Source organism: Amycolatopsis sp. A133 (assembly GCF_031082405.1).
Classification (GTDB): Bacteria; Actinomycetota; Actinomycetes; order Mycobacteriales; family Pseudonocardiaceae; genus Amycolatopsis.
The window spans coordinates 33487-50607 of the sequence record NZ_JAVHJU010000009.1 but is presented as its reverse complement, the minus strand read 5'-3'; the positions used below and the strand labels follow the sequence as shown (position 1 = coordinate 50607).

The following is a 17121-nucleotide window of genomic DNA, read 5'->3' as shown; positions in this document are numbered from 1 at the left end:
TTCGCTTCACCACCGCGTCGAACGAACCCCGCCCGGATCGACAGCGCTCAGTTTTCCTTCGCCCGCGCGATCACCTCTTCCAGCCGAAGCGGGCTGGCCGGGTGGTGGGACAGGCACAGCGGCGTGGCCACCTGCCGGAACCCGAAAGCCTCCCCTGCCACGTAGAACTGCGCTCTTTCCAGCCGTGAGATGTCCGCGACCGGGCTCCCTTTCGCGCGGGCCAGTTCGTTGGCCGCCGCGATCTGGGCCGGGCTGTTGAGGCGGCCGAAGAACTGCGTCATCGCGTTGCCGACCACCTGGTTGTGCAGTCCCTTCGGGGCCTGCGTGGCGAACAGCAGCCCGAGGCCGTACTTGCGGGCCTGGGAAGCGAGGACGATCGTGCTGCGCGTGCTCGCCGTCAGGCTCCCCGAGGACGCCAGCGTCTGAGCCTCGTCCATCACGAACAGCGCACCCAGCGGCCGATCGCCCGCCGGGTGGCGTTTGATCCACGCAAACAGCTCCATCTGCAGCTGGTTGACGAAGTTCTGCCGCTGCCCCTCCGCCTGCAGGCCGACGAAGCTGATCACCGACACCCGCGCCCGCTTGCCGGGCGCCGGGGTCAGCAACGCGCCGGGGTCCACCGGTTCGCCACCGCCGGCGAAGAGCGGATCGTTGACCATCGCCGCCTTCAGGATTTCGGCCAAGCCGGCCGCGATGCGCTGGGCGTCGTTGAGGTTGCTGACGTCTTCCGGCAGCTCGGTAAGCAGCTCGATCAGGCCCGGCAGGCTCCGCGACCCCGTGCGCGCGTGGTGGATCACCGCCTGCCGGAGCACCGCGAGCCCGATGTTCGCCTTCGCGGTGCTGCCGGTCAGCCGCGCCTGCGGCGCCAGCGTCGCCACGGCCACCTCGACGGCCGCGGCGAACTCGTCGGAGTCGTCCCGGACGCCGGCGAAGTCGGGCAAGGGCTGGAAGGCCAGCGGCCGCCCGGTCGCCCGCCCGGGTGTCCAGACGACAACGTCGGTTTCGGCGAGGTACCGCTTGGCCAGCTGGGCGTCGTCGGGCCCCCAGCCCTCGGGTGGCTCGGGCCAGGCATCCCCGAGCCGCGCGAGGTCGTTGTTCGGATCCAGGACGATCGCGGAGACCCCCAGCAGGGCACACTCTTCGACGATCCGCCGCAGCAGCACGGTCTTCCCCGACCCGGACCCGGCAAAAACGGCGGCGTGCTTGCGCAGAGCGGAGAGCTCGACCCGCACGGGCTCCCCCGACCCGACAACGGTCCCGAGCGTGATTTCCCCGTCGCCGGGCGGCGGATGGGTCCCATTGGCGGGCTGCCCCGAGGGTTTGTCGGGAAGGACGGCGGACAACAGTTCGGACCGGCTCGCGGGCCGGCGGTCGATCAGCCACTCGTGCAGCTCGCGGCCGCCGTTGCCGAGCATCTTCTGCAACGCCCAGAAGGTCTTCACGTCGGCCACGCTCGGCGGGATCGTCCTGCCGCCCGCGGCGGTGAACTTTTCCACTTCCTCCCGGGTCTTGGCCCCGCGCCCCCAGGTGTCCCGGAGGATGACGAGGTGCCGGTTGTCCGCCCCGTGCAACTGGCCCGCCGCGGACCGCGCCTTGCGGAACCGGCTCAGCGCGGCACGCGGATCACGGGCCGCGATGGCCCGGAACGCCCAGTGCTCCTGCAGGTCCGCGGCCTCGTCGAGGGTCCGGGACAGCCAGGCGTGCACTTCGCTGCGCCCGTTCTGGCGCTCGCACGACCACTCCAGTTCGTCGTCCCCGACTTCGGTGACCCAGCAGCGCAGCGCCGCGGAGAGGAGGTCCGGCATGGCCTTGTCCACGGTCTTCTCGGCGAGCAGCGAGCCCGGGTCCGCCTCGGCCTGCAGCTTCTCGAACTCGGCGTCGAGCTCGGCGAACCGGTCTTGCTCGACCGCGGTGCGCACCGGGGCGACCGGCACCGCGGCCTTTTCGTCGAAGGAGGTGAGCTCCTGGACCTGACCGGCGCGCAGGCACAGTTCGATGTGCGCGCCGATGCGCTTCAGCAACTGCCGCGGAGTCCACTGCTCCCAGGGATCCGCGAACGCCACGGACGCGACGGGCCAGGTCGGGTGCGGCGGGGTGAACTCCATGGCCTCATAGGCCACTCCCAGCCGCTTCGCCACCAGAGCGCGGCCGACCTCCGCGTCGAGGATCCGGCCGAGGGTGACCGATTCGCGGAACCGGTCGGGCACGGTCCCGGCCGCCTTGTTCTTGATCTGGTCCCAGGTGCTGGGCAGGCAGGTCAGCACGGTGAGGGTCTTGTGCGTGACTTCGCGCAGCCCCATGAGCCCATCGGCGATCTGGGCCACGAGCAAGTTTTCCTCGGCGCTGTCCCCGATATCCTGTGTGCGCTGGGCAGACCGGGCGACAAGGGTGTCGAGCTGGTCCACGGCGATCACGACCGGCCCCGTGAGCGCCAGCAACCGGGTGATCTCCTGCACGAGAACACGGGCGGGCTTCGGCCGGGAGTAGATGTTCCACTCCCGGGCTTCCGGCGTGAGCTGCTCGTCCCCGTCGAGGAAGTCTTCGCCGATGTACTTGGCACCGCGGTCCTTGCTGGCGATGAGCACGAGAGCTCGCGCGGTGTCCCCGCATTCGTCCGCGACCGTCTCGTCGAGGGACTCCACACCCTCGATGAACGCTTCGACATCGTCCAGTGTGAGGCCCCGTCCGCGCCGGATCCTCGCCTCGACGCCGGCATCGACTTGAGCTCGCAGGCACACGCGCAGCAAGAACCGCTTGAGCTGCGACTCGCCCGAATCGTCCGGCCGGGTCAGCCCCCGGCGCAGTGCCTCGGCCGTGTTCTCCCAGAACGCCTCCGCTGCGGTGACGTCATCGAGGAAGAAGTACCCCCGCGCGCGGTGGACCTGCCGCCGGACGAGGCCCAGCAGGTGGGTCTTGCCGACGCCCTTCAGCCCGCGCAGCACGAGCCCGATCGGGCTGGGTCCGTCGCTGGTCACGGCGTCCCGGATGCCCGTGTCGATTGCGGCGAGCGCGTCGGCGTGCAAGCCGTCGACGTGGTAGGGCGAGTCCCGCCAGACGTGATTCGGCGTGTCGGCCCAGTCGAAGCTCAGGGTCGCCAGTGCCTTGAGCTCGTCCATCACAGGGCCTCGATCGAGAGCAGGTGGTTGTCCTCACCGCCGATGCGGATCGCCGCCTCGTGGTCGGCGGGCGTGAGCGCCTTCCGGTTGTCCTCCGGGACGAGGTGGACCTGGCCCGCACTGCTCAGCCTCTTGAGCACGGCATCGACCTCCGCCGCGGGCGCGCCGAGCTTGGGGCGCAGGTCCACCAGCCCGACCCAGCCGCGGGGTTCCTTCACCAGCTCGCGGTAGGCGACGCGGATGCGGGTTTCGAGGTCGCCCTCCGGTTCGGCTTCGACCACGGCGCCGGTCGTCGGATTGAAGACATCAGCCAACCGCAGCTTCTTCCGGCGGAGAAACTCGTCGAACCCGCCGAGCACGACGTAGAGCGAGGAGCACAGGATGCTCTGCGGCCGAGGCGGCGGAGGCGTCTTCGCCGCGATTTCGCCCTCGCACCAGGCCCATCCGCCGTCGGTCAGCTGGTGGGCGAACGCTCGGCCCACCTTCTCGCTGGTGATGTACCCGGCGTCCTTCAGCTGCGTGCGTTCCTTGCCGGTGAGCGTGAACCCGACCAGCTCCTTCAGTTCCGGGTTGGGCACCTCCCGGCCCAGCACCATCAGCGTGAACATCGCCGCGGTCTGCTTGTGTCCCAAGCGGTCGGTCATCCGAGATCCTTCCGGTCGTTCGGCTTCGTCGTGGTGCGGGCGCGGGTTTCGAGGGTCAGCAGGAGCCAGTCGATCGACCGGCGGACCCTCGGCGGTGCCGCGTGGTGGTCGTCGCCGTTCGGGGAGCGGGGCTTCACCGTCACTGCGAGGTCCGTCGCGAGATCGCGGGTCCGTCCGCTGTCGCCCGCGCCGACGGCTGCCTGGAGGGCCGTGACCAGCTCGTCGACGAGGTCCCACCGGGACGGGCGCAGCCGGGATCCGCGGGCTTGGCCGAGCAGTGCGGGGAGGTCGAGGTCGTCGTCGGCGTCGACCAGCGGGGTGAAGCCCTTCAGCTGGCCGACCAGGTCGCGGGCCACCTCGGCGGGGCCGCGCGAGCCGCTCAGGCGCAGATAGCGGAGATTGCCGACGTAACCCGGCAGCGACGAGGCGTCGGTGCCCGCGGTCAGGATCGGGATCACCCGGCGGTCCTGGCCGAGGGTGCGGTGCAGGAACAGCTCGACCTCCGCCGACTGCCAGCGGCTCACCTTGCCGTCGACGATCAGGCACAGGTGCCGGGCGTCGTCCTCTGCTCGTGCCAGCAGCGAACGGTCGCCCGAGAACGACCTCACCGCGCGGATGTCCCGCTTCCCGAGCTCTTCGACCAGCTCGTTCGCTGTGCCGACGGTCGTGCGAGGGCTGCTGACCCGCAAGTCGTGCTTGAACTCGCGTCGGCTCGCGCGCACCCCGGCGACGTAGGCGTCACGGTTCTCGGCCAGCAGATCGGTCCGGTCGAGGCGGCAGGCGATCACGGCCGCGACCGTCTCGAGCGCGAAGCCGATCTGGTCGGCGCTCGGCGTCTGTTCCGACAGCACCGGCAGCTGCTCGCCGAAACTCCAGTAGGACACGTACGGCAGGGTCAGGTGACGGGCCATCGTCGCCGGCTCGACCGTCTGGTCGAGCCAGGTCCGGTACAGCTCGGCCGTCTCGTCGACGACGATGCGGCGCCAGGTCTCCGACCGGTCGTACTCCTCCCGGTTGTCGAACCGCGACAGCACCGGCAGGACGGTCAGCCGCGAGCGGTCGAACGGCAGGAGGTTGCGTGCCGCGTCGGCGCGCCGGGCCGCCTCCACCGCGCCGAGGATGCTCTGCCGGTTCGCGGTGAACAGCAGGACGAGGTGGTCGGGCAGGTGCGCCGTGCAGATCCCGCCGATGTCGGAGATCCCGGTGCGGCTGTCGATGAGGACGAAGTCGTAGCGCGCGACCCACTGTTCGCGGCACTTCTCGAGGTATTCGCCGAACCCGTCGTCGTACAAGCCGTCCCAGTCGATCCCCTGGACCTGCGTGATGTAGCCGGGCTCGTCGCGGCCGGCCGCGACGAAGTCGAGCACTCCGGCGTCCGTCAGCCGCTGGACGTACGTCTCCGGCGCGAACCGGCCGCGCCGGAAGTCGTCGACCATGTCGACCACACCCCCGCTCGGCGCCGCGGGCAGCTGCGGCCGGAAGTAGTCGCCGAGGCCGGGTGCCTCGAGGTCCCAGTCCAGGCAGAGCACCCGGTGTCCCCACCGGGCGAGCAGCACGGCGATGTTGGCCAGCGTGAAGCTGCGGCCGACGCCGCCCTTGTAGGAGTAGAAGGTGAACACCGACCCCGGCATCGTCAGAACCTCGGCATCCGCGCCGGTTTCGGCGGTTCCGGGGGCGGCGTGCGCACCGGCCAGTCGCCCCGCCACTCCGGCGCCCGTTCGATGAGCTCCTCCAGCTCCGCGGCGATCTGCTTGATCTGCTGGTTGAAGTCGAGGTAGGCCGGCGCGGTCTGGAAGTGCTCGAAGGGGTGGTTCCACTGCTGCAGGTCACGGGGACGCCGCGCGTGGGCCCAGTCGGGGAAGTGCCGGGAGTCGCAGAAGATCACCGGGTAGATCAGGGGCCGCCGGCGCTCCCCCGGCGCGGCGGCGGTCAGCGCCTCCCGCTCCTCCATCGAGGCCCACTCGGCCAGGCACCACTCGTCCCGGAAGTACTTCGGGGAACAGACCGGGACCAGCACCCGGGAACGCTGCAACGCCGAGTTCAGTTCCGCGGGCCAGGCGGCTCCGACGCGGACCTGGTCGTCGAAGAAAATCCGGACGTCCTCGTACCGGTTGTTGTCGAGCACTTCGAGCAGACGGGGGTGAAAATGGTGGCGAATCCACGCCGATATGTCGTTCGCGGTGCGCAGGTAGCTGATGAACACGTCGTACTCGTACACGCGTGCCGCCGCCCCTTCGCCGCTTCCACCAGGCGGATCCGATCCTAGATCCGTTGCGCGCCGGCGAAGAAGACGGGAAACCGGACAGATCCAGGACAATAACTGGCCAAGCCGGAAATCGTCCGAAAAACGCGCTCTTGACAACTCGTCCGGCTGTGGATATATGACAGGCGAACACAGGAACGAAAACACGATTCGTTTCCGGAATACCGATCTCCCGGATCGGTGAATCACCGACCGATCCCGAGGGGAAGCCGATGCCCGAGCACGAGGCACCGTGGGTGTTCATCAGCTACTCGCACGACAGCGAGGAGCACAAGGCGCAGGTCCGCCGGTTCGCGACCCTCCTGCACAGCCGCATCGGCCTCGAGGTCATCCTCGACCAGTGGCACGACAACGTCCGCATCGACTGGTCGTTGTGGGCCACCCGCAACCTCAAGGCGGCCGACTTCATCATCGTCGTGGCGTCTCCGCTGTACCGGGCTCGGGCCGACGGCGAGGCGCCGCCGGACGAGGGCCGCGGCGCCCAGTTCGAAACCGCCATCATCCGCAACAAGCTGACCAAGGACCTCGAAGACGGGACCCGCCGGGTCCTCCCGGTCGTCTTGCCCGGCCGGTCGATCGACGACATCCCCGAGTTCCTCAACCCCTACTCCATGACGCGCTACGAAATCCCCGACTTCACCGACGCCGGGGTCGCCGATCTGCTGGCCGCGATCACGGGTCGGGGACAGCACCCCAAGCCCCGCCGCGGGGTCTGGCGCGGCGGCGCACGGGAACCGCAGCGGGTGCTCGCCGGCGAACTGCCGTGGGCGTGCACCAGCCCGGGCGTGCGACGGGGGACGGCGTGGATCGACGGCCTGCACTACGAGAACAGCATCGTCCTGCGGCCGCGCACGCCGTCCGCCACCGGGCCGGGGTTCATCGAACTGGACCTGGGCGGCCACTACCAGCGGTTCACCACCGTCGCCGGGGTGCTCGACGACGCCCGGGATCCCTTCCAGGTCGGGCACTTCCGCGTGGTGCTCGACGGGACGCCGCGGTCCGAACACGAGGTCGCGGCCGGGAAGCCGGCGAAGATCGACCTCGACGTCACGGGCGCCCGCCTGCTGCGGCTCGAGATGTCGCGGCCGGCCGGCACGGCGTCACCCTTCGGGTCCGCGGCCGTCATCGTCACCCGGCGGGGACGACCGCCCGAGCTCGCCCTCGGCGACCCGGCCGTGACCTAGGTAGACCCCGGGGCCGGCGACGGGTCCGCCGCGACCCTGCGTGCCCCGCACGGCGGGATCTTCGTGCTCTCCCTGATCGGCAACCCGCCGCTGTTCCTGGTGGCGCTGGTCGCCGGCACCGCGGTCGCGGCGGGTTCGGTGATCGCGCTCGAACAGGTGCGCTTCCGCGCCGCCCGCAGCCGCGGCCCGGGAGTGCGTCGACGCCCTGGCCGAGCTGATCGCCCAGGACCTCGACGCGTACCCGGCCCCGAACGCGCGGCGATCAGCCGGCGACCGGCTTCCGGACCTGCTTCCGCGAGGTGCTCGAGCCCGCACCCTGACCGGGCCGGATCTCAGGCCGGGCCGAGCAGCGCGATCGACGCCCGCACCGCGAGCTCGGTGACGTCACCGGCCCGGCCGCCGTCCTCGACGGTCGTCGCGATCAGTTCGCGCAATCCGCCGAGGAGCATGATCGACAGCTGGCGGGACGGCGGGTTGATCCCCTCCGCGCGCATCTCGGCGGTGTCCGTCAGCCGCTGGGTCATCGCGATGAACCCCTCCATCGCGTCGCGCTGGAGGTCGCGGGCCGGGGCGCCGAGGGCCGGCACGTCGCGGATCCAGCTCAGCGTGATAGCCGGCTCGGACTCCGCGCAGGCGATCCACGCTTCGATCGCCTGGCGGACCTGCCGCGCCCAGGGCGCGCGCGGGTCCACCGCGTCCGAAATCTGCCGGATCATCGACCGGTTCGCCTCGGCCAGCAAGGCGATCAAGCACTCTTCGCGGCTGGAGAAGTGCTCGTAGAACGTCCGGCGCGAAGTGCGGGCGCGGCGGACGATGCCGGCCACCGTCGTGTCGCGGAAGCCGTCCTCGGTGATCGACGCGGCCAGCCCGTCCAGGAGGCGCTGCCGGTGCGGGCGGGTGTCGACGTCCACAGAAGTCACGCTATACCCCTCCTCTTGAAACGAGATGGTACACCGGCGTACCGTACCGACGGTACGCTCGCGTACCACCTTCCGGGAGGGTCGATGACGACCGTGACAGGACCATCCGTGACGTTGCCGCCGGGGCCCACCGCGCCCCGCGCCGTGCAGGGCGCCTACGCCCTCACCCAGCCCCTGCGCGGGATGCGGCGGCTCAAAGAGCGCTACGGCGACGCCTTCACGGTCAACGTGCCGATCTTCGGCAACGCCGTGGTGATCAGCGGCGCCGCCGAGATCAAGCAGCTGTTCACCTCCGGACCCGAATTCGCCGACAACCTCGAGGTCAACCTCGGGCGGGTACTCGGGTCCCGCTCGATGTTCGCGTTGTCCGGCGAGGAGCACAAAAGGCAGCGCAAGCTCCTGGTGCCGCCGTTCCACGGACGGCGGCTGGCGGCGTACGAAAAGATCGTCGAAGAAGAAACCGCCCGCGAGCTGGCGAGCTGGCCCGAAGGCCGGGCGTTCGCCACGCTGCCGTCGATGATGCGGATCACGCTCAACGCCATCCTGCGCGCGGTCTTCGGCGCCGAAGGGGCCGAGTTCGCCGAGCTGCGCGAGCTGCTCCCGCCGTTCGTCACCCTGGGCTCCCGGCTGGCCGTGCTGCCGATCCCGAAACGCGGCCGCTTCAACCCGTGGCGCCGCTTCGAACGGATGCGCCGCGAGTACGACGCGATCGTCGACCGGCTGATCGCGAAGGCCCGCGCCGGCGAGGAGGACCGCGACGACGTCCTCTCGATGATGCTGCAGACCCGGTACGACGACGGGACCGGGCTGAGCCGCGAAGAGATCTCCGACCAGCTGCTCACCCTGCTCACCGCCGGGCACGAAACCACGGCGACCACCCTGGCCTGGGCCGTCGAACGCCTCCGCCGGCACCCCGCGCTGCTGGCGGAACTGGAAGAGGGCGACCCCAAGCTCCTCGACGCCACCATCCTCGAGGTCCAGCGCACCCGCCCGGTCATCGACCTCACCGCGCGGCAGGTCAAGCAGGACGGCTTCCGGCTGGGCCGGTGGACGCTGCCGAAGGGGTACGCGGTGCTCGTCAGCATCGCGCTGATCCACGACGACGACGCCGTGTTCCCGCGCGCGGCGACCTTCGACCCGCACCGCTTCGAAGGCGCGCGCCCGGACCTCTACCAGTGGATCCCGTTCGGCGGCGGCACCCGCCGCTGCCTCGGCGCCGCGTTCGCGACCATGGAGATGACCGTCGTGCTGCGGACCCTGCTGCGGGACTTCACGCTGGTACCGACCGACGAGCCCGGCGAACGCTGGCATTCGCGGGGGGTCGCCTACGCCCCCGCCAAGGGCGGCCGCGCCATCGTGCGCCGCCGGAACACCGGAGGAGATTCGTGACCGAACAGATCGCCGACGCCGGCCGGGGGATTTCCCTGGCCTACGAACGGATCGGGGACGCCGGCGCCGAGCCGCTGGTCTTCGTCGCCGGGCTGGGCCAGCAGCTGCACAGCTGGCCGGACGCCTTCTGCACGAAGCTCGCCGAGCGCGGGTACGAAGTCATCCGGTTCGACAACCGCGACACCGGGCGCTCGACGCACCCGCGTTTCCGGCCGCCGAGCCTGCTCGGCATGCTCGCGGGCCGGTTCCCGCCCCAGCAGTACGACCTGACGGACATGGCCGCCGACACCATCGGCCTGTTCGACGCGCTGGACCTGGAGACCGCCCACATCGCGGGCGTCTCCATGGGCGGCATGATCTCCCAGACCACCGCCGCGCTCCACCCGGACCGGATCCGCACCCTGACGTCGATCATGTCGACGACCGGGTCGCGCCTGCTCGGCCGCCCCGCGCTCTCGACGTTGCGCATGATGGGCGCGAAGCCGCCGAAATCCCGCGAAGAGGCGGTCGAAAGCGCGGTCCGGATGTTCCGCCACATCGGCTCGCACGGCTTCCCGTTCGACGAGGCTTTCGTGCGCGAGCTGGCCGGAACGGGCTGGGACCGCGACCCGACGGCCGGGGGCGTGGGCCGTCAGCTCGCCGCGATCATGAAGTCCGGCAACCGGACCCCGCTGCTGCGGAAGATCACCGCGCCGACGCTGGTGATCCACGGCGACCGCGACCGGATGGTGCACCCGACCGGCGGGGCCGCCACCGCGCGGGCCATCCGGGGCGCCCGCCTGGAAACCGTCCGCGGCATGGGGCACGACCTGCCCGAAGGCGCGTGGCCCACCGTCCTCGACCTCATCGACCAGCACGCGAGGAGCAGCGATGTCCCGGCCCCCTAGTCTCACCGGCCGCCCGGTGGTGATCACCGGCGCGGCGTCCGGCATCGGCCGCGCGCTGGCCACCCGGCTCTCGCGGCTCGGCTCGCCGGTCGCCCTCGCGGACGTCGACGAAGACGGCCTGAAGGCCACCGCGGCCGCCCTGCCCGGCCCGGTGTTGACCCGCGTCCTCGACGTCCGGGACGCGGAGGACCAGCTGCGGTTCGCCGCCGAGGTCCGGGAGTGGCTCCCGGCGCCCCTGGCCGCGGTGTTCAACAACGCCGGCGTCGCGGTGACCTCGACCGTGCTCGACGCGGTGCCCGAAGACGACGATTGGCTGCACGACATCAACTTCCGCGGGGTGGTGCACGGGACGCGGGCGTTCCTGCCGATCCTCGCCGAGCAGGGCGAAGGCGCGATCGTGAACACCTCCAGCGTGTTCGGCCTGCTCGGGATGCCGTACCAGAGCGCGTACTGCGCGGCGAAGTTCGCCGTCCGCGGTTTCACCGAGTCGCTGCGGCAGGAACTGCGCGGCACCGGCCTGCGCGCGGTGACCGTCCACCCGGGCGGGATCACCACGAACATCGCCCGCAACGCCCGGGTGCGCCGGGACCCCGAGGGCCGGGGCCGCACCCACGAGCAGCTGGCCGCGCAGTTCGAGGCGATGACGATGACGTCGCCGGAGAAGGCGGCGGCGGTCATCCACGCCGGCGTGGACCGCGGGAAGGCCCGCATCCTGGTCGGCCCGGACGCCTACCTGTTCGACGCGCTCGCCCGCATCACCCCCACCCACTACAACGCCGTGCTGACGCGCGTGATCCAGCGCTCACGGCGGACGGAGGCCGCACTGCCATGACCGAACACCTCGACGTGCTGATCGTCGGCGCCGGGCTGTCCGGCGTCGGCGCGGCCCACCACCTGCGGACGGCGTTCCCGCGCAAGAAGTACACGATCCTCGAAGCCCGTGACACGATCGGCGGCACGTGGGACCTGTTCCGCTACCCCGGCGTGCGGTCGGACTCGGACATGCAGACCCTCGGGTACCGGTTCCGGCCCTGGACCGACGCGAAGGCCATCGCGGACGGCCCGTCGATCCTGCAGTACGTCCGGGACACCGCGGCCGACGCCGGCATCGACCGCCACATCCGGTTCGGGCACCGGGTGATCCGGGCCGCATGGTCCACAGAGGACGCCCTGTGGACGGTCGAAGCCACGCACGACGGCAAGCCGGTGCAGTTCACCGCGAAGTTCCTGTACCTGTGCAGCGGCTACTACGACTACGCGGGCGGGCACACGCCGGAGTTCCCCGGCCTGGAGCGGTTCGGCGGCACCGTCGTCCACCCGCAGCAGTGGCCGGAAGACCTCGACTACACCGGCAAGAAGGTCGTCGTGATCGGCAGCGGCGCCACCGCGGTGACGCTCGTGCCCGCGATGACCGACCGCGCCGCGCACGTGACGATGCTGCAGCGCTCCCCCACCTACATCCTTTCGCTGCCGTCGGAGGACGCGCTGGCCAACCGGCTGCGCGGGCTGCTCGGCGCGCGGCTGGCCTACCCGATCGCGCGCTGGAAGAACGTCGCGGTGAGCACGCTGATCTACCAGCTCAGCCGGCGCCGCCCGGGTGTCGTGAAGGCGCTGATCCGCAAGGCCACGGCGAAGCAGCTGCCGCCCGGGTACGCCGTGGACACCCACTTCAAGCCGCGGTACGACCCGTGGGACCAGCGGCTCTGCCTGGTCCCGGACGGCGACCTGTTCCGGTCGATCCGCCGCGGCGACGCCTCCATCGTCACCGACCGGATCGCCTCCTTCACCGAGCACGGGCTGGCCCTGGAGTCCGGTGCCGAGCTGGAGGCGGACGTCGTCGTCACCGCCACCGGGCTGCGGCTGCTGGCCTTCGGCGGCATCGACCTCGTCGTGGACGGCAACCCGGTGAAGCTGCCGGAAACCATGGCCTACAAGGGCATGATGCTCAGCGGCGTGCCGAACTTCGCGTTCACGATCGGCTACACGAACGCGTCGTGGACGCTCAAGGCCGACCTGGTCGGCGAGTACGTCGTCCGGCTGCTGCGCCACCTCGACCGGCACGGCTACGACCAGTGCGTGCCGGTCAACGACGACCCGGCCGTCACCGAGCGGCCGCTGCTGGACTTCGACGCCGGGTACGTCCAGCGGGCGATCGGCGAGTTCCCGAAGGCCGGTTCGCGGGCGCCGTGGCAGCTGGGCATGAGCTACGCGCACGACGTCGTCAAGCTCCGGCACGGCCGGATCGACGACGGGGCCCTGCGCTTCTCGCGGCGCCCGGCGGGAGGGGGCAGACTGAGCGCATGACGCTCGGTACCTCCCCCGTCCGGGGCCGCTGACATGCACTCCGCGGGACTCGTGCTGCACCCCCGCCGCGACTCCGCGGCCGCCGTCGAAGCCGTGCTCGGCTGGGCGGACAACCGGAACATCGAGATCCTCGGCATCGCCGACGAGATCGTCCGGCTGAACTGCGCCGCGGTGGGGGTGACGCCCGAGGAGCTCGGGCGCCGGTCCGACCTGGTGGTCAGCCTGGGCGGCGACGGCACGATGCTGCGGGCCATGCGGCTGGCCGACGGGCAGCGCGCGCCGGTGCTCGGGGTGAACCTCGGCAAGCTCGGCTTCCTGGCCGAGGTCGACGTCCCCGACCTGCCGCGCGCCCTTTCGGCCATCGACGAACACGAGTTCACGGTGGAGCCGCGGCTGGCCGTGGACGCGGTGCTGCAGGGACGGCGGATCACGGCGTTCAACGACATCGCGGTCGTGCGCGTGCCCGGCAACGGCAGCGCGGTGGTCGCCGTGCGCGTCGGCGGCCAGCCGTTCGTGAGCTATTCGGCCGACGCGGTGGTCGTGGCGACCCCGACCGGCTCGACGGCGTACAGCTTCTCGGCGGGCGGGCCGATCACCAGCCCGGCGGTGGAGGCCCTGCTGGTGACGCCGGCGGCGCCGCACTCGGCGTACAGCCGGGGCGTGGTGCTCTCGGTGCACGACGAAGTCACCTTGGAGCTGCTGCCCACCAGCGGCAGGCTGGCGGTGGAGGTCGACGGCCAGGTCGAGGGGTACGTCTCCCCCGGCGACCGGCTGGACCTGCGCGGCCGGCCGAGCGCGGCGCGGGTGGTCCGGCTCGGCATGACGACGTTCTACCAGCGGGCGCGGCGCAAGCTGCGGCTCACCGATTCGGCGGAAATCCCCCAGGACGGCGACCACTGACGGTGGTGTGCGTCACAGCACCGGCGCATCGGCAATGGTCACGGAAAGGTCACGGGTAGCGTCCGCGGCGGCCCTGAACCAGCCGAACCGTCCCGGAGTGTTCCCCTGCATGCTGTGTCCCGCACCCGTCCGTCCCCGCCTGCGCGCCCGCCTGCTCGTGCCCGGCGCCCTCGTCGCCTTCGGCGGCGCCGTCACCCTGCTCGCGGTCCTGCACCTCGACCGCCGGCTGGCGCCGCTCGACCCGGTGAGCACGATGCTCAGCGACTACGCGCTGAGCCCGGGCCGCCTGCTGTGGGACGGCGCGCTGCTGCTCACCAGCACGGGGTCGGCGTTGCTGCTGGTCGCGCTGTACCGCCGCGGCCTGCTGGCCAACCCGGCACTGGTGGCGGCGAAGGCGCTGTGGTGCGTCAGCCTGCTGGCGGTCGCGATCTTCGCGAAGGACCCGCAGGGCGGCGCGATCACCGCGACGGGGAAGATCCACCTGTACGCGTCGGCGGTGACGTGCCTCAGCCTGCCGGTCGTCGGCTGGGCGCTGGGCCGCCGCCACCGCGACGACCCGCGCTGGCGCCGGTTCGCGACGTGGTCACGACGGCTGGCGCTGGCGGCGATCCCGTTCTACCTGCCGTTCATCGTCCCGTTCGCGGTCAACGTGGTCCTCGGCGGCCACCTGCCGACCGTGGCGACCGGGCTGGTGGAACGGCTGATGATGGTCCTGGAGATCGCGTTGCTGGGTGTACTCGGCCACTGGGCGCACCGGGCGATGCCGACCGGGGTCCGGTTCCGCGCGAGGGTCGCTCCGGCCTGACCGGCTCTGCCTAGCCGGCCTCGTCGCCCGGCTGGTCGCGGGTGCGGTGCAGCAGCCAGTCGCGCGCCGTGCGGATCAGCGCGTACCGCACCGCGCCCGTGCGGCCGTGCAGGGTGAACAGGATCCGCTTGGCCGTGCGGTCGTGTTCCTCCCACCAGCCCGTGTCGGCGATCTTCTTCGTCTCGTCCTCATAGGCGAGGTGGTCCAGCGCGTGGTCGGGCACGGCGACCGCTAGCCGGTTGCCGCTCGCGTCGGGTGGGAGGCCCCGGGGCACGGCCCAGGACCGCAGCACGCCGTTCTCCTCGAGCCGCAGGTCGAAGTGGTGCCGCGGGCGCCAGTGCTCGTGCAGCACGAACGCCGGTCGCCGATCGGTCACGTCCTTCACCATGCCAGATCACCCGTTCGTGTCCGCCCGGCTAGGTTGGAGCCCCGAACGGGGAATCCAAGGAGGCCGGGTGAACGTCGCCGGTGGGGTGCTGCCGGTTGCCGCCGGGGCGGCCCTCGTCGTGTTCGCCGTGCGGCTGGCGCGCGAACCGCGGCGGCTGGGCAACGCCGTCTGGCTCGGTGTCGCGCTGCTGCTGACCGCGTTGTGGCTGCTGCGTGCCGCGCTGCACCTGGAGTGGCTGACCCCGGTGCTGCTGGGGCTGCTCGGCGTCGTCGTGGTGCTCGTGGCTCTGGTGCTGCCGGCGGCGCTGATCGTCAACGGCGTCGGGATGTGGCGGCGGGAAGGGCGCAGTGCCGGCAACCTGCTGTCGCTCGGCCTCGGCACCGGGCTGATCGCGCTGGAGGCGTTGTCGTTCGCGCCGCTCGGGCGGTGGGGTTCGGCGCTGGTGGCCGTCGCGGCCGTGCTGGCCTGCTACTTCGGGTTCCTGTTCCTGTCGCTGCTGATCTACTCCGTCGTGTACGGCAGGCTCGACCGCCACGGCGGATTCGACGCGATCATCGTGCTCGGCTGCGGACTGAACGGCGAACGGGTGCCGCCGCTGCTCGCCGGGCGACTCGAGCGCGCGATCCGGCTCCACGACCGGGAGGCGACGCCGCCGCTGCTGGTCGTCTCCGGCGGGCGGGGGCCCGGCGAAGCGGTGACCGAAGCCGAAGCGATGCACGCCTACCTCCGCGACCGCGGCGTGCCCGACGATCGGATCCTGCGCGAAGACCGGGCCCGCACGACCGAGGAGAACCTCCGGTTCTCGGCCGCGCTGCTCCCCGGCGACGCCCGGCGCGTGGTCGCGGTGACCAGCAACTACCACGTGTTCCGGGCGGCGGTGGAGTGCCGCCGGCTGGGCCTGCCGTTCCAGGCGACGGGTTCGCCGACGGCTCGGTACTTCCTGCCGAGCGCGCTGCTGCGCGAGTTCGCGGCGCTGATCCTGCACTACCGCCGCACGACGATCGCCGCGTGCGTACTGGTCGCCGGCGCGGGCCTGGTCCTGACGCTCTTCGCCTGACCGCCACCTAGCCCGAACGCAGGATCGAGCAGGCCCGGGCGACGCCGTCTTCGGCGCGCAGGCGCGCACCGACGTACTGCGCGCCGCGGCGGAACAGCGGGTTCTCCGTCAGTTCCCGGAGCCGGGCGGTCAGCGCGCCGGCCGTGAGTTCCCGCAGCGGCAGCGGCTTCGGGCCCGCGCTGAGCCGGGCCACCCGCTCGCCCCAGTAGGGCTGGTCGGAGAACACCGGGCAGACGAGCGACGGAACGCCGGCGCGCAAGGCCGCCGCGGTGGTCCCGGCGCCGCCGTGGTGGACCACGGCGGCGGTCCGCGGGAACAGCCACTCGTGCGGGACGTCCCCGGCGATCAGCAGGTCGTCGCCGGTGGCCCCGGAGCTGCCGCCGGTGGCCCCGGAGTTCAGGACGCCCCGCAGCCCGGCCCGGCGCAACGCCGCCCGGACGACACCGAAGGTCCGCTCGGCGTCCGCGGGCTGCATGCTGCCGAAGCCGACGTACACCGGCGGCGGTCCGGCGGCGAGGAAGTCGCGCAGCCGCGGATCCGGGCGCGCGGCGGCGTCGAGGAACCAGTACCCGGTGACGTGCACGCGGGCGGGCCAGTCGGGTGGCCGCGGCACAACGGCACCGGAGAACCCGCACAGCACCGGCGACCGGCGCCGCGGCCCGCGCCGCCCGGCCCGGGGCAGGCCGAGGGTGTCGACGCGCCAGCGGTCGACCTCCGGGCGCAACATCTGCCAGGCGAGGGTGTCGACGGCGCCGAAGCTGAGGTGCCGTCCCCAGGGTCCGAGCCGCGCGGCCCCGGGCAGGAGCGGGTGCGCGAAGGCCCGCGTCGGCACGCTGGGCTGGTAGTGCAGCTCGGCGTCGGGGACGCCGAGGTGCGAGCCCAGGTGCGAGCCGAGGAAGCCGAGCGACGGCGCGAGGACGAGATCGGCGCCGGCGGCGCCGGTGTGGACGTCGGCGAGGAGCCGGTCGAGCACCGGGCGGAGGACTTCGCGCAGCCCGGAGAGGAAGGTGAGGCGGCGGCCGCCGGTCCACGCCTGCCCGGCCGCCGAGCCGAGGATGGCGGAGGGATCCGCCGAAAGGGGCGCGAAGCCGAGACCGTGGGTTTCGATCAGCGCCCGGAACCCGGGCGCGGCCAGCACCCGCACGCGGTCACCACCGGCGGCGAGGCCCCGCCCGAGGGCGACGCAGGGCTGGACATCGCCGCGCGAGCCCGGCGCGATGATCACCACCTGGCGGCTCATCGCTTCGCCCCGGCATGGGCCGGG

The 17121-nt window shown here is 71.9% G+C and carries 15 protein-coding genes; 8 read left to right on the top strand and 7 right to left on the bottom strand.

The features are described from left to right. Window positions 1-47: 47 nt before the first annotated feature. From Q5425_RS12075 to Q5425_RS12060, 4 genes are read right to left on the bottom strand one after another with little or no spacing between them, the layout of a single operon-like run. Window positions 48-3116 carry a helicase HerA domain-containing protein gene (locus Q5425_RS12075; RefSeq protein WP_308672264.1) on the bottom strand — a complete coding sequence of 1023 codons (3069 nt, stop codon included), beginning with the start codon at window positions 3114-3116 and terminating at the stop codon, window positions 48-50. After that, window positions 3116-3760, bottom strand: a complete 645-nt coding sequence (locus Q5425_RS12070; RefSeq protein WP_308672263.1) for a hypothetical protein — start codon at window positions 3758-3760, stop codon at window positions 3116-3118. The genes Q5425_RS12075 and Q5425_RS12070 overlap by 1 nt, the downstream gene beginning before the upstream one ends. Beyond that, on the bottom strand, window positions 3757-5391 hold the full coding sequence (locus Q5425_RS12065) for a KGGVGR-motif variant AAA ATPase (RefSeq protein ID WP_308672262.1): 1635 nt from the start codon (window positions 5389-5391) through the stop codon (window positions 3757-3759). The genes Q5425_RS12070 and Q5425_RS12065 overlap by 4 nt, the downstream gene beginning before the upstream one ends. Before the next feature lie 2 nt (window positions 5392-5393). Further along, entirely contained in the window at window positions 5394-5978 is a 585-nt protein-coding gene (locus tag Q5425_RS12060) for a TIR domain-containing protein (RefSeq protein ID WP_308672261.1), read from the bottom strand. 257 nt (window positions 5979-6235) lie between these two features. Here Q5425_RS12060 and Q5425_RS12055 point away from each other — a divergent pair, with 257 nt between their 5' ends. Further along, window positions 6236-7207: an SEFIR domain-containing protein gene (locus Q5425_RS12055; protein WP_308672260.1), complete on the top strand. Its 972-nt coding sequence runs from the start codon at window positions 6236-6238 to the stop codon at window positions 7205-7207. A 332-nt stretch (window positions 7208-7539) separates the two neighbouring features. Here Q5425_RS12055 and Q5425_RS12050 read toward each other — a convergent pair whose 3' ends face one another. Further along, the gene (locus Q5425_RS12050) at window positions 7540-8127 is read right to left on the bottom strand and encodes a helix-turn-helix domain-containing protein (RefSeq protein WP_308672258.1); all 588 of its coding nucleotides are present in this window, start codon (window positions 8125-8127) and stop codon (window positions 7540-7542) included. Window positions 8128-8235: 108 nt separating this feature from the next. Here Q5425_RS12050 and Q5425_RS12045 point away from each other — a divergent pair, with 108 nt between their 5' ends. The 6 genes from Q5425_RS12045 to Q5425_RS12020 all read left to right on the top strand — a co-directional run bounded on the left by Q5425_RS12045 (window position 8236) and on the right by Q5425_RS12020 (window position 14412). Then, window positions 8236-9516: a cytochrome P450 gene (locus Q5425_RS12045; RefSeq protein WP_308672257.1), complete on the top strand. Its 1281-nt coding sequence runs from the start codon at window positions 8236-8238 to the stop codon at window positions 9514-9516. After that, window positions 9513-10403, top strand: a complete 891-nt coding sequence (locus tag Q5425_RS12040) for an alpha/beta hydrolase (protein ID WP_308672256.1) — start codon at window positions 9513-9515, stop codon at window positions 10401-10403. The genes Q5425_RS12045 and Q5425_RS12040 overlap by 4 nt, the downstream gene beginning before the upstream one ends. After that, window positions 10387-11235, top strand: coding sequence for an SDR family NAD(P)-dependent oxidoreductase (locus tag Q5425_RS12035; RefSeq protein WP_308672255.1), 849 nt, complete (start codon window positions 10387-10389; stop codon window positions 11233-11235). The genes Q5425_RS12040 and Q5425_RS12035 overlap by 17 nt, the downstream gene beginning before the upstream one ends. Further along, entirely contained in the window at window positions 11232-12707 is a 1476-nt protein-coding gene (locus Q5425_RS12030; protein ID WP_308672254.1) for an NAD(P)/FAD-dependent oxidoreductase, read from the top strand. Before Q5425_RS12035 ends, Q5425_RS12030 begins: the two co-directional genes overlap by 4 nt. A 33-nt stretch (window positions 12708-12740) precedes the next feature. After that, window positions 12741-13607 carry an NAD(+)/NADH kinase gene (locus Q5425_RS12025; protein ID WP_308672253.1) on the top strand — a complete coding sequence of 289 codons (867 nt, stop codon included), beginning with the start codon at window positions 12741-12743 and terminating at the stop codon, window positions 13605-13607. A 109-nt stretch (window positions 13608-13716) separates the two neighbouring features. After that, window positions 13717-14412 (top strand): DUF998 domain-containing protein, encoded by a 696-nt coding sequence (locus tag Q5425_RS12020; protein ID WP_308672252.1) that lies wholly within the window; start codon window positions 13717-13719, stop codon window positions 14410-14412. A gap of 10 nt (window positions 14413-14422) precedes the next feature. Here Q5425_RS12020 and Q5425_RS12015 read toward each other — a convergent pair whose 3' ends face one another. Next, window positions 14423-14788: a DNA polymerase ligase N-terminal domain-containing protein gene (locus tag Q5425_RS12015; protein ID WP_308672251.1), complete on the bottom strand. Its 366-nt coding sequence runs from the start codon at window positions 14786-14788 to the stop codon at window positions 14423-14425. A gap of 79 nt (window positions 14789-14867) precedes the next feature. On the opposite strand from Q5425_RS12015, the gene Q5425_RS12010 reads away from it, so the two are divergent. After that, a complete protein-coding gene (locus tag Q5425_RS12010; RefSeq protein WP_308672250.1) occupies window positions 14868-15857 on the top strand; it encodes a YdcF family protein in 990 nt (329 codons plus the stop codon). Between the two features lie 7 nt (window positions 15858-15864). Here the strand turns inward: Q5425_RS12010 and Q5425_RS12005 are convergent, their stop codons facing one another. After that, the gene (locus tag Q5425_RS12005; RefSeq protein ID WP_308672249.1) at window positions 15865-17097 is read right to left on the bottom strand and encodes a glycosyltransferase; all 1233 of its coding nucleotides are present in this window, start codon (window positions 17095-17097) and stop codon (window positions 15865-15867) included. Between the last annotated feature and the right edge of the window lie 24 nt (window positions 17098-17121).

Excerpts from the sequence above, each read along its gene's own strand:
- Q5425_RS12075 (WP_308672264.1), bottom strand. The coding sequence starts at position 3,116 with ATGGACGAGCTCAAGGCACTGGCGACCCTGAGCTTCGACTGGGCCGAC.
- Q5425_RS12070 (WP_308672263.1), bottom strand. The coding sequence starts at position 3,760 with ATGACCGACCGCTTGGGACACAAGCAGACCGCGGCGATGTTCACGCTG.
- Q5425_RS12065 (WP_308672262.1), bottom strand. The coding sequence starts at position 5,391 with ATGCCGGGGTCGGTGTTCACCTTCTACTCCTACAAGGGCGGCGTCGGC.
- Q5425_RS12055 (WP_308672260.1), top strand. The coding sequence starts at position 6,236 with ATGCCCGAGCACGAGGCACCGTGGGTGTTCATCAGCTACTCGCACGAC.
- Q5425_RS12035 (WP_308672255.1), top strand. The coding sequence starts at position 10,387 with ATGTCCCGGCCCCCTAGTCTCACCGGCCGCCCGGTGGTGATCACCGGC.
- Q5425_RS12030 (WP_308672254.1), top strand. The coding sequence starts at position 11,232 with ATGACCGAACACCTCGACGTGCTGATCGTCGGCGCCGGGCTGTCCGGC.
- Q5425_RS12025 (WP_308672253.1), top strand. The coding sequence starts at position 12,741 with ATGCACTCCGCGGGACTCGTGCTGCACCCCCGCCGCGACTCCGCGGCC.
- Q5425_RS12020 (WP_308672252.1), top strand. The coding sequence starts at position 13,717 with ATGCTGTGTCCCGCACCCGTCCGTCCCCGCCTGCGCGCCCGCCTGCTC.
- Q5425_RS12005 (WP_308672249.1), bottom strand. The coding sequence starts at position 17,097 with ATGAGCCGCCAGGTGGTGATCATCGCGCCGGGCTCGCGCGGCGATGTC.